13 protein-coding genes are annotated in these 16,010 nt (G+C 71.7%); 6 read left to right on the top strand and 7 right to left on the bottom strand.

Annotated elements, in window-relative coordinates:
• Positions 1-74 precede the first annotated feature (74 nt).
• Positions 75-1,202, top strand: a complete 1,128-nt coding sequence (locus DEJ22_RS10160; RefSeq protein WP_111227036.1) for a glycosyltransferase family protein — start codon at positions 75-77, stop codon at positions 1,200-1,202.
• 59 nt (positions 1,203-1,261) lie between these two features.
• Here the strand turns inward: DEJ22_RS10160 and DEJ22_RS10155 are convergent, their stop codons facing one another.
• On the bottom strand, positions 1,262-2,704 hold the full coding sequence (locus DEJ22_RS10155) for a DUF2142 domain-containing protein (protein WP_258379620.1): 1,443 nt from the start codon (positions 2,702-2,704) through the stop codon (positions 1,262-1,264).
• 75 nt (positions 2,705-2,779) lie between these two features.
• Here DEJ22_RS10155 and DEJ22_RS10150 point away from each other — a divergent pair, with 75 nt between their 5' ends.
• The 3 genes from DEJ22_RS10150 (at position 2,780) to DEJ22_RS10140 (ending at position 6,090) form a co-directional block, all read left to right on the top strand.
• A complete protein-coding gene (locus tag DEJ22_RS10150) occupies positions 2,780-3,388 on the top strand; it encodes a dTDP-4-dehydrorhamnose 3,5-epimerase family protein (protein WP_111227235.1) in 609 nt (202 codons plus the stop codon).
• Positions 3,389-3,400: 12 nt separating this feature from the next.
• A complete protein-coding gene (gene rfbA / locus DEJ22_RS10145) occupies positions 3,401-4,264 on the top strand; it encodes a glucose-1-phosphate thymidylyltransferase RfbA (RefSeq protein ID WP_111227034.1) in 864 nt (287 codons plus the stop codon).
• A 77-nt stretch (positions 4,265-4,341) separates the two neighbouring features.
• Positions 4,342-6,090, top strand: a complete 1,749-nt coding sequence (locus DEJ22_RS10140) for a glycosyltransferase (protein ID WP_146241745.1) — start codon at positions 4,342-4,344, stop codon at positions 6,088-6,090.
• 73 nt (positions 6,091-6,163) lie between these two features.
• Here DEJ22_RS10140 and DEJ22_RS10135 read toward each other — a convergent pair whose 3' ends face one another.
• Genes DEJ22_RS10135 through DEJ22_RS10115 form a run of 5 tightly spaced genes read right to left on the bottom strand, consistent with a single transcriptional unit; the run spans position 6,164 to position 11,382 of the window.
• Complete coding sequence (locus tag DEJ22_RS10135; RefSeq protein WP_111227032.1) at positions 6,164-7,024, bottom strand: glycosyltransferase family 2 protein; 861 nt, start codon at positions 7,022-7,024, stop codon at positions 6,164-6,166.
• On the bottom strand, positions 7,021-8,172 hold the full coding sequence (locus tag DEJ22_RS10130) for a glycosyltransferase family 4 protein (protein ID WP_258379609.1): 1,152 nt from the start codon (positions 8,170-8,172) through the stop codon (positions 7,021-7,023). The genes DEJ22_RS10135 and DEJ22_RS10130 overlap by 4 nt, the downstream gene beginning before the upstream one ends.
• A gap of 59 nt (positions 8,173-8,231) precedes the next feature.
• A complete protein-coding gene (locus DEJ22_RS10125; protein WP_220033767.1) occupies positions 8,232-9,329 on the bottom strand; it encodes a glycosyltransferase family 2 protein in 1,098 nt (365 codons plus the stop codon).
• A complete protein-coding gene (locus tag DEJ22_RS10120; protein ID WP_111227030.1) occupies positions 9,248-10,474 on the bottom strand; it encodes an ABC transporter ATP-binding protein in 1,227 nt (408 codons plus the stop codon). The genes DEJ22_RS10125 and DEJ22_RS10120 overlap by 82 nt, the downstream gene beginning before the upstream one ends.
• 5 nt (positions 10,475-10,479) lie before the next feature.
• Positions 10,480-11,382, bottom strand: coding sequence for an ABC transporter permease (locus tag DEJ22_RS10115; protein WP_111227029.1), 903 nt, complete (start codon positions 11,380-11,382; stop codon positions 10,480-10,482).
• A 196-nt stretch (positions 11,383-11,578) separates the two neighbouring features.
• Between DEJ22_RS10115 and DEJ22_RS10110 the strand changes: the two genes are divergently transcribed.
• Complete coding sequence (locus DEJ22_RS10110) at positions 11,579-12,133, top strand: hypothetical protein (protein ID WP_111227028.1); 555 nt, start codon at positions 11,579-11,581, stop codon at positions 12,131-12,133.
• A complete protein-coding gene (locus tag DEJ22_RS10105; protein WP_111227027.1) occupies positions 12,130-14,571 on the top strand; it encodes a hypothetical protein in 2,442 nt (813 codons plus the stop codon). Before DEJ22_RS10110 ends, DEJ22_RS10105 begins: the two co-directional genes overlap by 4 nt.
• Positions 14,572-14,657: 86 nt before the next feature.
• Here DEJ22_RS10105 and DEJ22_RS10100 read toward each other — a convergent pair whose 3' ends face one another.
• Complete coding sequence (locus tag DEJ22_RS10100; RefSeq protein WP_111227026.1) at positions 14,658-15,944, bottom strand: glycosyltransferase family protein; 1,287 nt, start codon at positions 15,942-15,944, stop codon at positions 14,658-14,660.
• Between the last annotated feature and the right edge of the window lie 66 nt (positions 15,945-16,010).

Raw genomic sequence — 16,010 nt, 5'->3', positions numbered from 1 at the left:
GGGACCTCGGGGGATTCGGGGGCGAGCGGGATCCCGATCATCGTAATCTCCTCAGCCTTCTGGGAAGATGCGGTGTGCCCGCTGCCGACCGTCGCCCGTTCCTGCGTCGACTCGCCGACCGCCTCCACGCTGCGCGGGCGGAGGGACCGCCGTCACCGACCCCCCTGGTCGGGTACGTGGTGCACGGACGGGACGGCCTGCACGCGCCGTCGGCCCACGTCCGTGTGGTCCAGCGGATCGAGCTGCTCGCGCGCTGCGGGCGCGCCGACGTGGCTCAGGTGGACCCGCACGCGTACGGCGCCGGCGAGGATCCCGCGCGGTACGACGTCGTCCTCGTACAGCGCGACGCGGTGCCGGCCGCCGACCTCGAGCCGTTCCTCGCGCGCATCCGTGCGAGCGGGACACGCCTGGTCGCCGAGGTCGACGACGACTTCTTCACCGAGGAGGCCCGTGCCCGGCTCGGTCGCGCCGAGTACGACCCTGATCGGCTCGCATCCGTGCATGCGGTCGTCCGCGCGGCGTCGAGCACGATCGTCAGCACGCCGCCCCTCGCCGACGCGGTGCGGGCGGTCGGCGGTCGACCGGTCGTCGTCGAGAACCAGGTCGACCCCCGGCTGTGGACCGGCCCGGTGGAGGCCGACCCCCTGCCCGACGACACGACGACGGACGCCGGAGGCCCGCATCGGGTCCTGTACGCCGGGTCCCGCACCCACGGGGCCGACCTCGCTCTCCTCCGCCCGGTGTTCGACGACCTCGTCGCGCGGGACGGTCGCCCGGTCCGGCTCGAGGTCGTCGGGATCACCGAGGACGCCGAGGACTGGTACGACACCCTCCCGGTCCCGGAGACGGCCGGGCACTACCCGTCGTTCGTCCGGTGGCTCCGTGCACACGCCGGTCGGTGGGACGCAGCCGTCGCTCCGCTCGTCGACGAGCCGTTCAACCACGCCAAGAGCGACCTGAAGTTCGTCGAGTACACGCTGCTGGGGCTGCCTGTCGTCCTCTCCGCTGTCGGCCCCTACCACCGGCACCTCGAGCGGGCGGCCGTCGTCCCGAACGACGACCTGGCCGGGTGGCGCCGAGCTGTGCTGGCGGCCGTCCAGGAGGCGCGACCCGCTCCCGCCGCGGCTCGGTACGTCCGTGACACACGCTTGATCGGGTCCGACACGACCTGGGAGCGGGCGCTCGGACTCCAGACCGACTGACGCGGCGTCCGGGGTCGGACGCCGCGCACCGCCTGCATGTCGGGTCCGGCTCGCGCGCGTCAGTACAGGAACGAGAGCCAGAGCACGCCGCTCGCGAGCAGCGCGACCGTCGACAGGGCCGGGAAGACGATCGCCGCGTGCCGCTCGCGCAACGCCAGCCGGATCGGCAGGAGCGCCGCCAGACCGAGGACGAAGGGTGCGAGCAGCGGGATGAAGTAGCGCCCCTGCACGCCGACCGCCATCGGGTCGCCCGGTGCGTTGAAGGTGAGGTAGAGCGCGCCGATCACGGCGAAACCCGCGACGAGGCTCCCGAGCAGGAACGTCAGGCCGACGACCCGGCGGAGCCGCTCGGCGTGGAACGCGGCGAGGACGACCGTCACGATGCACATCGTGACGAACGGCTCGACCTGGTGCACCGTGTTGTAGCCGAAGTTGCCGGTCAGGCTCTCCGTCCAGGACAGCCCGAAGACCTCGATGGTCCGCCACAGCACGACGGGGACGTGCAGCGGATGGTGCAGGAGGTACTCGACCTGTGCGCCGCTGTCCGCGCCGCGGTCGTAGGTCGCGGCGATCGCGACGGTCGAGTTGCCCACCAACTTGAGCACGACGAGCGCGACGGCCCCGACGACGACGATCATGCCGGCCGCCACCGCCTTGCCCACCAGGGCAGGACGCGCCACCCGCTCGGCGAGTCGGGCCGGGAGCAGCCGGGCCCCCGGGATCGCGAGCAGCGCCAGCACCAGCACCACGTACGTCGGCTTCGCGGCTGCTATGCCGAGTGCTGCGGCGACCGTCCCGACGAGCAGCGTGATGGTCGCCGGTCGCCGGTCGAGTGCGAGCCGGGTGACCGCGGCCGCGAACAGCAGGGCGATGCCGTCGGTGTACGAGTCCGCGGTGACGTACGCGGACTGGAAGACGGTTTCCGGTAGCAGTCCGATCGCGAAGAACAGCCAGCGAGCACGGAAGGGTGCGAGGACGGCGACCGCGGCGGTCCCGAGCATGACGAAGACGAGTCCGTTGATGAGCTTGGCGAGCAGCATCGTCGCACCGACGTTCGCGCCGAGGACCGACCCGATCCGCATGCCGACGGCGGCGGGCAGGTAGGGCACGAAGCTCGACGCCGAGGCGTTCGACACGTCGTAGTCGACGGTCGGATCGCCCGGCTCGACGACGGCTGCGTTCAGCTCGTGCACCTGGGCGCGGTTCGAGAAGTCCGCCCGCTGCCAGGACGGCGCACTCCGGTCGACGCCGTTCGATGCCGAGAACCCGGCTGCCTCGACCGCCATGATCTTCTCCGGGACCGAGGCCCCGAGGGTCTTCCCGTCCTCCCGTACGTAGGGCAGCGGGATCGCCCGGCTGACCTGGTAGGCCCGGGCCACGTGGGACTGCTCGTCGAGCCCCCAGCCGGCGGGCACCACGGTGCAGAAGAGCGAGACCGCAGCACCGGCGACGGCCGCGAAGACCCACGCTGCTGCGTGACGTCGGATGTGTGCGAGCAGCACGGTCAAGATCGACCCCCTGGTCCGTCGGCAAACTCCTCGATCGTAGCGGTGCGACCGCGTTGCTAGGATCGCCTGGTGCAGATCCGCGAACTGAAGATCCCCGGCGCGTGGGAGTTCACGCCCGTCCAGCACGGCGACGCACGAGGAGCGTTCCTCGAGGCGTACCGCGCAGACGTCCTCGAGGAGACCGTCGGTCACCCGCTGGACCTCCGGCAGGTCAACATGTCGATCTCGTCGGCCGGTGTGGCCCGGGGCATCCACTACGCCCTCGTCGCGCCCAGCCAGGCGAAGTACGTGACCGCCGTCCGCGGCGCCTTCATCGACTACATCGTCGACATCCGGGTGGGGTCCCCGACGTTCGGCCAGTGGGACTCGGTCCGGATCGACGACGTCGACCGCAAGGCCGTGTACCTGTCCGAGGGCCTCGGGCACGCCATCGTCGCGCTCGAGGACCGCTCGACCGTGAACTACCTCGTCAGCGCGCACTACGACCCCGAGCGGGAGAAGGGGATCACCATCCTCGACCCGACCGTCGGGCTCGAGCTGCCGGACGGGATCGGCGATCCCGTGCTGTCCGACAAGGACACGAAGGCGCCGACGCTCGAACAGGCAGCCGAGCAGGGCCTGCTGCCGACCTACGAGGAAGCGGTGGCGTACACCGAGTCCCTCCGGACGAAGAAGTAAGGGGGCCCGGACGTGAAGGGCATCATCCTGGCCGGCGGTTCCGGCACCCGCCTGTGGCCGATCACCAAGGGCATCAGCAAGCAGCTCATGCCGATCTACGACAAGCCGATGGTCTACTACCCGCTGTCGACGCTCATGATGGCCGGGATCCGCGAGGTCCTCGTCATCACGACGCCGGAGTACAACGACCAGTTCAGGGCGTTGCTCGGCGACGGCTCCGCGCTGGGCATGGACATCCAGTACGCGGTCCAGCCGAGCCCGGACGGTCTCGCGCAGGCCTTCGTCATCGGCGAGGACTTCATCGGCGACGACAGCGTCGCACTCGTCCTCGGTGACAACATCTTCCACGGCACGGGCCTCGGCACGAACCTGCGGAAGAACACCGAGGTCGACGGCGCGACGATCTTCGCGTACCACGTCGCCGACCCGACGGCGTACGGCGTCGTCGAGTTCGACGACTCGTTCACGGCGGTCTCCATCGAGGAGAAGCCCGCGCAGCCGAAGTCGAACTACGCGGTCCCCGGCCTGTACTTCTACGACAACTCGGTGATCGAGATCGCGAAGACCATCGAGCCGAGCGCCCGCGGGGAGCTCGAGATCTCGACGGTCAACGAGCGCTACCTCGACTCCGGCAAGCTCGGCGTGCAGGTCCTCGACCGCGGCACGGCCTGGCTGGACACCGGCACCTTCGAGTCCATGATGCAGGCGTCCGAGTACGTCAAGGTCATCGAGGACCGTCAGGGCTTCAAGATCGGGTGCATCGAGGAGATCGCCTGGCGCAACGGCTGGATCGACGACGCGCAGCTCGCCGAGCTCGCCGCACCCCTCGTCAAGGGTGGGTACGGCGTGTACCTGCAGCGACTGCTCGACGCCTGACCCGCGTGTTCGGCCGACGCCGCCGTCGCGACGCGGTGCACTCCGGTCCGGGCCTGGAGTCGCCCCCGTCGTCCGCGATGACGGCGTCACCCGTCCGGGTGGCCGGCTGGGACGGAGCGCTCCCGCACCTGGACACGCCGGTCACCGTGGTCGTCACGACCCGATCGGACCGGCACGGCGAGGTGCCGCGGCTGATCGCGGTCGCGCGAGCGGCCCTCGGCGACGGAGCCGACGTCCGCGCCGTGTCCTACGTGGCCGACGCCTCGCCCCGTGACGGCTTCGACCCGGCCGTGCCCTGGGTCCGCACCGACCCGGTCGACGGCATCGGGTCGGCGGTGAACGCGGGGATCGCCGCCGGCGTCGGGCAGACCCTGGTCCTGGTCGACACGTCGGTCGTGCTCGACGCCGCAGCGCTCCGGGTGCTCGCACACGACGTCCGTCGCCCGACACAGGCGCGCGTGGTGACGGCAGACGGTTCCCTCCGGAACGGCGCGCTGCTCGTCCGCCCCGGTGCCCTGCCGTGGGCCGACGACCGCCCGGTCTCGCAGGACGGGCCGGTGTTCGGGGCCGACCAGCCGGTCGTCTCGATGCCGCAGCGTGCCGTGGTCGCGGCGCCGTGCCTCCCGGACGAGCGCACCGTCCTGACGGCGTGGACCGTCGCGGTAGCCGACGCCGTCTCGACGACGGTGACGACCCGCGACGTCGGGCCGGTCCGCCGGACGGTGGAACCGGGACGAACGGTCGACGCCGCCGTGGTGGACGTCGTCGCGTCGTGGCGCGGACGGGCCCGGACGCCGACGGAGTACCCGGGCTCGGGCGTGGTCGCGGGACCGCCGTTGCCGCCGTGGGGTGCTCGACCGGTGACACCCACGACCCGGACCGAGGACGACGACGGACGGTTGTCCTGGTCGGTCAAGATCGCTGCGCCCGCCGGTGCGGACGGCGACGGCTGGGGCGACGTGCACTTCGCCGACGAACTCGCCGCGGCCCTCCGGCGACTCGGGCAGCGTGTGCGGGTCGACCGCCGCGACGCCCATGTCCGTCCCGACGACGCGGGCGACGATGTGACGCTCGTCGTCCGCGGGCTCGACCGGGTGCCGCCGAACCCCGCGTCCGTGAACCTGCTCTGGGTGATCAGCCACCCGGACGACGTGTCCGACACCGAGCTCAGGTCATTCGACGCGGTCTTCGCCGCCGGAGCGGTGTGGGCAGCCACCGCTGCGGATCGCGCCGGCGTGCCCGTCCGGACGCTGCTGCAGGCCACCGACCCGGCGGTGTTCCACCCGGTCTCCGGCGCCGTTCCGACGGGCGACGACCCGGACGCCGGCCGCGTGGTGTTCGTCGGGTCGACGCGCGGAGTGGAGCGTGCCGTCGTCCAGGACGCGGTCGCGCTCGGAGCGGACCTGCGCGTGCACGGCCCGGGGTGGGCAGGCCTGGTGCCGCCCGCCGCGCTCGGCGCCCCGTCGCTCGAGCGACGGGCGGTGGCGCGCGCCTACGCGTCCGCACGCGTGGTCCTCAACGACCACTGGCCGGACATGGCGGCCGGCGGCTTCGTGTCGAACCGGGTGTTCGACGTGCTCGCCGCAGGCGGGGTCGTCGTCACCGACCCGGTGGCCGGGCTGGGGGACCTGCTCGACCTGCCGACGCTGGCGGTCGCGCACGACCGCGACGAGCTCGCAGGTCTGCTCGATCCCGCGCGTCCCTGGCCGGACGTGGCGGAGCGGTCGGCGGTGGCCACCAGGATCGCCGCGGAGCACTCCTTCGATGCACGGGCGCAGGTGCTGCTCGACGTCGCGCGCAGGGAGCGTGCGCGGCTGCGCGTCTGAGTCCCACCGCGCGTCCGTGTGGCGGGCACCGTCCGGCGACGGCTCCGTGCACCGCTGTCGCGAGCGGACCGGACTACTTGCGGGTGACCCAGCGCGCGCGGGTCGCCAGCCCCACCCGGAGCACGAGCCGGAGCGGCCACAGCCACCACGCGCGGTACTTCCGGGACAGGAAGCGGTACGCGCTCCGGTGGTGCTCGATCTCCATGCGCTTCCGGTTCGACGAGGTCGAGTGCGCGCCCGTGTGGACGACGCGGGCGCTCGGCACGTACACGTTCTCCGCGCCCGCCTCGCCGACGCGCTGCCCGAGGTCCACGTCCTCGAAGTACATGAAGTACGTCTCGTCGAACCCGCCGAGCTGCCGGAACAGCGACGTCCGGATCAGGAAGCAGGCGCCCGAGAGCCACCCCGCAGACCGCTCCTCGACGCGGGTGGTCGACCAGTAGCGCTGGCTCCACGGATTGCCCGGCCAGAGCCGCGAGAAGGCCGCGTGCCCGAGCCCCGTGCGCAGGGACGGCAGCTGTCGGGCCGACGGGTACGTCTCGCCGTGTTCGTCGAGCACCTGCGGGCCGAACGCGCCGCCGGTCGGCAGCCGGTCAGCCGCTGCGACCAGTTCGTCGACCGCGCCGTCGCCGAGGACCACGTCGGGGTTCGTGACGAGGAGGAACTCCGGGTCCTCGTCCGGGAGCTCGTCGTCGAGGGCGTCGAGCGCCGCGTCGATGCCGCCGCCGTAGCCGCGGTTGCCCCCGGAGGAGACCACGGTGGCGCCGTACCCCTCGGCGATCGCCCGGAGGCCCTGCAGGTCGGCCGAGCCGTTGTCCGCGATGACCACCGGCAGCTCGGTGGACGATGCACGCCGAACGCTCTCGAGGAACGGCCGGATGGTCTCGCCCGTGTTGTACGTCACGGTGAGGACCGCGACCCGCGCGCGGCTCACCGGGCGACCTCGCGGTACGCCTCGACGTGCACGCGGGCGGTGGCATCCCACGTGAACCGGGCGGCGCGGTCGCGGGCGGCACGTCGGTGGGCGGTCCGGGTCGCCTCGTCCGCCAGCAACGCACCGATCGCGTCGGCGATCGACGCGGCGTCCGGTTCGGTGTACACCGCGGCGTCGCCGCCGACCTCCGGCAGGGACAACCGTCGGGTCGTCACGACGCACGCACCGGTCGCCATGGCTTCGACCACCGGGAGGCCGAAGCCCTCGCCGAGACTCGGGTAGACGACGAGTTCGGCGCCGCCGAGGAAGCCCGAGAGGTCCTCGAGCGGCAGGTACCCGGCTTCGACGACGTGGTCCTCCGGCTGCAGCGCGTCGAGCGCGGCGAGCGCCTCGGTGTCCCAGCCCCGGGCGCCGGACAGCACGAGCCACGGCGTCTCACTGCCCTCGGCAGCACGGGTACGGCGGACGGTTCGGTAGGCCGACAGGAGCGCACCGACGTTCTTGCGCGGCTCGATCGTGCCGAGGAAGGCGATCCAGTCCGCGCCCTCGGGGATCCCGGCAGCGATGCGGGCGTCGGCGATCGCGTCGCCGTCCGGCTCGTGGAAGACGGCGTGGTCGACCCCGAGGGGGGCCACCAGCACGCGGGCGCGGATGCCGGAGACCACCCGCGCCGCCTCTGTTCCGGTCGCGGCGCTCGGCACGAGGACCGCCGGACGGGTCCGGAGCGAGCGCCGGCTCCACCAGGTGAAGAACGTGCGCTTCAGGCGCGAGTGCCACTGCGGGTGGGAGAAGAACGTCGCGTCGTGCAGCGTGACGACCGATCCGCCGCGCCAGACGAGCGGGAAGGTGTAGTGCGGGGAGTGCAGGACGCCGGCGCGGAGGCGACGGGCGAGTCGCACGAGCCCGACCTGCTCCCAGAGGAGCCGGAGCGGGACGGACGACGTCCACCCCGGGGCACGGTGCACATGGACACCGGAGGCGACCGCGCGGAAGTGGTCGGCGTGCTCCGGTCGCACGACCAGGTGGACGTCGAGCTCCGGACCAGCGGCGGCTGCCAGGTGCGACGCGATCCCCTCGAGGTACCGGCCCACGCCGCCGAGGGCCGTCGGTACCGCGGTTCCGTCGATCAGGACGGTGGTCTGCGGCACGCGAGGTTCCTTCCGACCGGGGCCGACGATGGGGGAGCGACCAGGATAGCCCGCCGCCCTCATGCCGACGTCCGCACGCGCCGCCGCGGAACGGACGCCCGTCGCGACTCACGGGTCCGGCGTGCGAGGTGGCCGGGGAGGTGCCGCAGGACGTCGGCCAGCGCTGCCAGGACCAGCCGTGCCTCCCGGTTGCCGACACCACCGCGCACCCCTCGGACGGTCGTCCGCACGAGCGCCCGCAGCACGGTCGTCCACGGCGCGTGCCAGAAGGCGACGACCAGCCGGTTGCGGGCGTTGCGGTAGACGAAGAGGTCGCTCCGCACCCCCGAGGAGGCCGAGTGCTCGTGCTCCACGACGGCCCGCGGCTCGTACTCGACCCGCCACGCGCGCCGCGCGAGGCGCCAGGCGAGCTCGGTGTCCTCGTAGTACATGAAGAGCGACTCGTCGAAGAGCCCCACGTCGTCGAGTGCGGCGCGTCGCAGGGCGGCGGCGCCACCGGAGAAGCCGAACACCGCGGTCGGCGCGGCGCGGTCGTCCGGGGCGAACCAGTCGCGGTCGGCGCCGTTCCCGTCCCGGTCGACCTGCACGCCGGTCGAGTTGAGTCGGACCTCGCCGTCGTCGGACGGGGCCCAGGCCGTCCCGTCGTGGTCGCGCAGCATCCGGTCCCCGGCTGCGGCGTCCGGACGAGACCGGTCGGACGGGAGGCGTGACCAGCGCCCGGCGAGCACGATGCGTGCCGTCACCGCGGCGACCTCCGGTGCAGCGGCGAGCAGGTGGTCGCGCAGTGCCGCGACGAAGCCGGGGGCGGGTACCGCGTCGTTGTTGAGGAGCACGACGACGTCGGCGTCGGCCGCGGCGATGCCCGCGTTCGCACCGGCCGCGAAGCCGCCGTTCGTCGCGCGGGCGACCACGGTCGCCTCGGGCAGGGCGTCGCGGAGCACGGCCACGGAGTCGTCGGAGGAGCCGTTGTCGACGACCACGACCTCGTCTGCGGCGCCGTCCTCGAGCACGGCACGCGCAGCACGGGTGGTCAGGTCGGCGCGGTTCCAGTTGACGACGACGACCGCCGTCCGGGTCAGTCGGCGTCCTCGATCGAGGGAGCGGCGTACACCGTGCCGACGGCGTTGCCGAAGGACGGGACCTCGAAGGAGTCGCACTCGGGCAGGTCGTGCAGGTGCCGTCCGGCGGAGTCCATCATCGAGACGTTGATGAAGTACTTCCCGGTGCCGAACGCGGTGTCGGCGATCCGCAGCCGGAGCTTCCGTCGACCGTGCAACGGCTCGAGCGAGACGCCCATGATCCCCGTCGTGGTGCCGTAGACGACCTGACCGGCGGTGTTGTTGATCTGGACCGCGGCCTCCCAGTCGGAGACGCCGTCCAGGTGCTCGAACTCCATGTCGACGATCAGGTCGTCGCCGGGACGGACGCCGTCGCGGGGACCGCGGCCGTCGGCGTGGACGGAGGCGCCGAGCACGGTCCCGCGCCCGACGGCGACGTCCTGGCTCAGCTCGCCCTGTCGGCGCTCCTCGAGCACGTCGCGGAACATGCTCACCGCGGCGATCGGGTCGCCGTCGTGCAGGACCTTGCCCTTGTTGAGCAGCACGACGCGGTCGCACATCTCCTGCACCTGGCTCAGCGAGTGCGTGACGATGATGATCGTCTTGCCTTGTTCCTGGAACGTGCGGATGCGGTCGAGGCACTTGCGTTGGAACGCCTCGTCGCCGACGGCGAGCACCTCGTCGACGAGCAGGACGTCCGGGTCGGTGTGCACGGCCACGGCGAAGGCGAGGCGCACGTACATGCCGGACGAGTAGAACTTCACCTGCGTGTCGATGAAGTCGCCGATGCCCGAGAACGCGTGGATGTCCTCGAATCGCTCCTCGGTCTCCTTGCGGCTCAGCCCGAGCAGTGCAGCGTTGAGGTAGACGTTCTCACGGCCGGACAGGTCCGGGTGGAAGCCCGCGCCGAGCTCGAGGAGCGCGGCGAGGCGACCGCGGCGCGACACGGTGCCGGACGTCGGTTGGATGATGCCGCCGATCGCCTTGAGCAGGGTCGACTTGCCAGAGCCGTTCTGGCCGATCAGGCCGACGGTGGACCCGGCCTTGATGGACACCGTCACGTCGTCGAGCGCCCAGAAGTCCTGGCGGTGTGCGCGACCGGCACGACCGAGCGTCACGATGCGCTCCCGGATCGTGTTGTCCTTGCGGACCGTGAACCGCTTGCGGACGTGGTCGACGACGATGACCTCGGGGAACGCCTCGTCGGAGGTCGTCGTGGGGGCGATGGGGGTGCTGATGGCCATGGTTCCTAGAGCTCCTGCGCGAAGTTGCCCTGCAGGCGGGAGAAGATGCGCTGTGCGCCGAGCAGCAGCACGAGTCCGATGACGAACGCGATGACCAGGCGGAGCATCAGGTGGTCCGGGTAGACGACCGTCGTCGGGTCGTGCAGCCAGATGGCGTTCTGCATGCCGAGCACCGACAGGGTCAGGGGGTTGTTCGTGTAGACCGCGAGGAGCCAGTCGACCTTGAGCCGGTCGAGGACCATCGAGTACGAGTACACGATCGGCGATCCCCAGAGGAGCACCATCAAGCCGACGTCGATGACGAACTGGACGTCGCGGAGGTACACGTTCAGGGCCGCGAGCACGAGGCCGATCGCGGCACCGTAGACGAGGATGACGAGCACCGACGGGATCAGGTAGACGATGCCCGCGTGCAGCGGGAACACCCCGAGGGCGATCGTGGCCGCCAGCAGGATCCCGAACTGGATCGCGTAGTTGACGAGGGCCGCCCCGACGCTCGCGAGGGGGAAGACCTCTCGTGGGACGTAGACCTTCTTGATCAGGCCCGAGTTGCCCACGATCGACCCGGTGGAGCCGGCGACGATCTCACTGAAGAGCGTGTAGGCGCTCAGGCCGGTGAAGACGTAGATCGCGAAGTTGTCGATGCCCTTCGCGGCGCCGAGGATCTGACCCATCACGAAGAAGTAGATGAGGAGCTGGGTCAGGGGTCGGACGAGCGTCCAGACGAACCCGAGCGCCGAGTCCTTGTACCGCGCCTTGAGGTCACGGCGGATGAGCATCCCGAGCATCTCGCGCTGGCGGAACACGTCGCGGAGTTCGCGCCACGTGCCGCGGACCGCGCTCGTCGGCGCGCCCACCACGACGAGGGGCTCCTGCGCGAGGGCGTCCATGCGGTTGTAGTCGACCATCACACTCTTCGTTCGGGGACCGGGGGAACCTCGACAGTGTAGCCGTGCCCGTCGGACGGGCCGCCGTACCGTCGCGGTGACCCCGGTCCGGGGGTGATGCGCGGCGGGCCCGCCCAGAACTTCAACCCCTGGTTTACAGTTGTCCCAACCCGAGCCCTTCACCCTCTTGTCCGCCCCCAGCACAACGGACGGTCCCGTGCACCGCGCTCACCCCCTCATCCCTGCGCTCGCCCTCGCGGCACTCGCGGCGATCACGCTCACCGCGTGCTCGTCCGGTGACGACGACGGCGGACGACCCACGAAGTCCGCATCCGCATCTGCGTCCGCCTCCGCGGGGCCGACCACGACGCCACCCACGTCGTCGTCGCCCTCGCCGACGGACGAGTCGTCGACGATCCCCATCCCGAGCCAGACACCTGCGACACGGACGACCGACGCGCCCCCGTCGGACTTCCCGGCGACGGCACTGGTCACCTACGCAGGGTGGGACGCCTCGTCCTCCTCGCTGCAGGCGGTCGGCATCGTCAGCGGCACCACGGACGCGTCCGGCACGTGCCGCTTCACGGTGCGGTCCGGCGGCACCGAGCGTTCGGTGACCAGCGAGGCCGTCGACGCCGCCTCGAGCGTCAACTGCGCACAGGTCTCCTTCCCCCGTTCGCAGGTCGCGTCCGGGAGCTGGACGGTGACCCTCTCCTACACGCTCGACGGCAAGACCGTCGCTTCGGAAGCCACGACCGTGGAGGTCCCGTGAACCCCGTCACCGTTCCCACCAGTCGACCGTCCGGTCGACTCCGGTCCTGGGTCGCACGACTCACGGCCGTCGTCGTCCTCGCCGCCGGGCTGAGCGGGATCGCCACGACCGCGGGTCCCGAAGCCGCCGACGCGGCGACCGCGAGCGCCTTCGATCCCGGCTACATCATCAGCGACGCGAACTTCTACAACGCGAACGCCCTCAACGGCGCGCAGGTGCAGTACTTCCTGGACCAGCAGGTCCCGACGTGCCGAGCGAGCTCCGGTCCGGCGTGCCTCCGCAACTACCAGCAGGACACCCGCACGGTCGCCGCGGTGGCCGGGCGGTGCGCCCAGGTCGGTGGCGGGCGCATGACGGCCGCACAGATCATCGACGGCGTGGCGCGTGCCTGCGGCATCAGCCAGAAGGTGCTGCTCGTGCTCCTGCAGAAGGAGCAGGCGATCGTCACGTCGTCGGCACCGACGAACTACATGTACGCGCACGCGACCGGGTTCGCGTGCCCGGACACCGCTCCCTGCGACCCGGCCTACAACGGGTTCTTCGCCCAGGTGTACGCGGCGGGTCTGCAGTTCCAGCGGTACAAGGCGAGCCAGACCTCGTGGGCCTACCAGGCGGGCCGGACGAACACGATCCTGTACAACCCGAACGCGTCCTGCGGCACGAAGCAGGTGTACATCCAGAACCAGGCGACGGCGGCGCTGTACATCTACACGCCGTACACGCCGAACCAGGCGGCGATGAACAACCTGTACGGGACGGGCGACTCCTGCTCTGCGTACGGCAACCGCAACTTCTGGCGCATGTACACCGACTGGTTCGGCTCGACGACCGGTGGCAACGCGCCGACCGGGGCGATCACCGGCATCGCGACCGGTCTGCGACAGGCCGTCGTCACCGGCTGGGCGGTCGACCCGGACACGACCGGCCCGATCCGGACCGACTTCTACGTCGACGGCAAGGGCGCGGCGAGCGTCCAGGCCGACGTGGACACCCCGTCGCTCGCCGGGCAGCTGGGCGCGACGAACACGCGGCACGGCTTCAAGGTGACGCTCGCCGGGTTGCAACCGGGCAGCCACGAGGTCTGTGCGTGGGGCATCAACGCCGGAGCCGGGTCCAACGCCCAGTTCCAGTGCGCCACCTTCTCGATCGAGGGCGGGTCGCCGACCGGGGTCATCGACGCGACGAGCGCCGCAGCCGACACGATCAGCATCCGTGGGTGGGCGGTCGACCCCGACACCGCCGACTCGATCGCGGTGCGCGTGACGGTGGACGGGACCACCAGGGCCACCTGGACCGCGAACCAGGCGAAGCCCGGACTCGGTACCGCGAAGCCCGGGTTCGGGGACGCACACATGTTCTCCGGGACCATCTCGGGAGTCTCGCCCGGTACGCACTCGGTCTGCGTGATCGGGGTCGAGCGCGCCGGGTCCGGATCGGACCGTTCGATCGGCTGCGCATCCGTCACCCGGCCGAGCGGGTCGCCGCAGGTGAACATCGACCAGGCGGACTCGAGGGCACCCGGGGCCATGACGGTCCGTGGGTGGGCGATCGACCCCGACACCACCGGTCCGGTTCGTGTGGACGTGTACATCGACGGTGCGGGTCGGGCGAGCACCACCGCGAACCTGTCGAAGCCCGGAATCGCGACTGCCTTCCCCGGGTACGGCGCGAACCACCAGTTCACCGTGAACCTGACCGGACTCACGCCGTCGGTGCCGCACGAGATGTGCCTGGCCGCGATCGACGCGGCCGGAGGGAACGGGGCGACCTGGGTCTGCCGCACCGTGCAGCAGCCCACCGGGTCGCCGATGCTCAACCTGGACCAGAGGAGCGCGACCGCGATCGGGACCGTGACCGTGCGGGGTTGGGCGATCGACCCCGACGTCGTGTCGCCCCTCGCCGTGTCGTTCACGCTCGACGGGCAGCCCGCCGGCACCACGACCGCGAACATCGACAAGCCCTCGCTCGCCGGCGCGTTCCCCGGGTACGGCTCGAAGCACCAGTTCGCCGCGACGCTCACCGACGTCGGGCCCGGCAGCCACCAGGTCTGCACGACCGCGAGGAACGTCGGCGGCGGCGCGGACACCACGCAGTGCGCCACGGTCCCGATGCTGACCGGGTCGCCGTCGCTGTACATCGACGAGGTGGCGTCTCGCGCGGCCGGCTCGATCACGACCCGCGGATGGGCCGTCGACCCGGACACCGCCGGTCCGGTCCGGATCGACACCTACGTCGACGGGGTCGGCGCCTCGAGCATCCAGGCGGATGCCGCGAAGCCGAGTCTCGCGGACGCGTTCGGGAAGGCGTACGGCGCGAACCACCAGTTCGGCCAGACGCTGACGGGCTTCACGGCGGGGCAGCACCAGGTCTGCACCTTCGCGATCAACACCGGTGCCGGGTCGAACGTCGCGGACTGCCGCACGGTCACGGTGCGGTAGCGAGACCGCAGACGAGAGCGGGCCCGACGCCACGGCGTCGGGCCCGCTCTCGTGCGTCCGGCGCGGAGCGCGCCGAGCCGTCGCGGTCAGACGTGCCTGCGGAGCTCCCCGACACGGTGGGCGAGCCGGTAGGCGCGGCTCCGGGTGACCTCGTCGAGCCGCGTCGCGAGCAGGTCCCGTTCCGCGATCGCGGCGTCACGTTCGGCGGTCCGTGCGGCGATCGTCCGACCGCCGTCCTCGACGGCGGCGAGGGCGGAGAGGAGCCGTTCGTTGATGTCGTGGACCCCGGCCATGTGCACGTCACGGTCGCGCTCCGCGTTCCGGAGCCGCTCCTGCAGGTGGGTCGCCCAGACGAGCAGCGGGCCGCGGTCGGGTCGCGGCTGGGCGCGGTGCTCGTCGAGGACCACCTGCAGGTCGGCGTCCACCGTGGCCGCGCGGCTCGCGTACGAGTGCCGCTCGACCACGACGGTCCGCAGCCGGTCGGCGAGCGCGCGGTCGACGTCCGTGACCGCTGCGACCAGCGACGGACCGTCGGTGTAGGTCGGGACGTCGCGCAGACCGAGTTCCTCGAGTCCCTCGGCGCAGTTCGTGACGACGAGCGCCCCGGAGGCCAGTCCTTCGTAGAGTCGCGAGTTGTGCGTGGCGTAGGCACGGGCCGGAGGGATGACGTCGTCGACGACCACGGAGGCCGCCCCGTACACGGCGGGGAGGTCGAAGAACGACGCGCGTCCGCGGTGGTCGATCCGAGCCGACCGGGGGAGGTGCTCCCGGTTCGCGCCGTACCAGACGACCGCGCGGGACTCCGCGAGGACGTCGATGGCCGCGGTCCCGGCGCGCTCGGCGCCCCAGAAGTTCACCGTGGTCAACACGTCGATCGGTCCGACGTCCGCGTCGGGGCGCGGACCGGAGAAGAGCTCCAGGTCGACGCCGATGGGGAGGACCCGGGTCGGTCCCGTGTAGGACTCGGCGACGCGGTCCCGAGCAGCGGACGAGGACGCCCAGACCGCGTCGAACTGGTCCAGGTACGGCAGCGCCGCCCAGACCTCGGTCCAGTTGCGCACCCACGCCACGACGGGGGTCTGCGCGGGCACGAGGCCGGGCACGAACGACTCGATCATCGACACCACGACGGTGACGTCCTCGGGCACGGCGGTGTCCCACCGGCTCGTCGGCCATGTGCAGACACCCCACCCGAGCCGTTGCAGGTACTTGGCGAGGCCGAGGGCGACGTAGAGGTCACCGGCGCCGGCGTCGACGTCGTCGGTGGAGACGGCGAAGGCGATCGTGCCACGTGGTCCGGAACGGTGTTCCCCGTTCGCGAGCGCACGGTAGAGCGCTGCCTGATCGTCGGCCGTCGTGTGCTGTTCGGGCATCGCTCCATCATGCCGCAGAGACGATCGCACGGCGGGTGGCGGGCCGTGCTCCGGCACGCCTTGTAG

The organism is Curtobacterium sp. MCSS17_007 (genome assembly GCF_003234175.2).
Classification (GTDB): Bacteria; Actinomycetota; Actinomycetes; order Actinomycetales; family Microbacteriaceae; genus Curtobacterium.
The sequence above is the reverse complement of the archived record's forward strand: the minus strand, read 5'-3'. Positions and strand labels throughout refer to the sequence as shown.

What these genes read in the sequence shown, in the direction of transcription:
- DEJ22_RS10140 (WP_146241745.1), top strand. Translation starts at nt 4,342, where the DNA reads ATGACGGCGTCACCCGTCCGGGTGGCCGGCTGGGACGGAGCGCTCCCG.
- DEJ22_RS10120 (WP_111227030.1), bottom strand. Translation starts at nt 10,474, where the DNA reads ATGGCCATCAGCACCCCCATCGCCCCCACGACGACCTCCGACGAGGCG.
- DEJ22_RS10115 (WP_111227029.1), bottom strand. Translation starts at nt 11,382, where the DNA reads ATGGTCGACTACAACCGCATGGACGCCCTCGCGCAGGAGCCCCTCGTC.
- DEJ22_RS10100 (WP_111227026.1), bottom strand. Translation starts at nt 15,944, where the DNA reads ATGCCCGAACAGCACACGACGGCCGACGATCAGGCAGCGCTCTACCGT.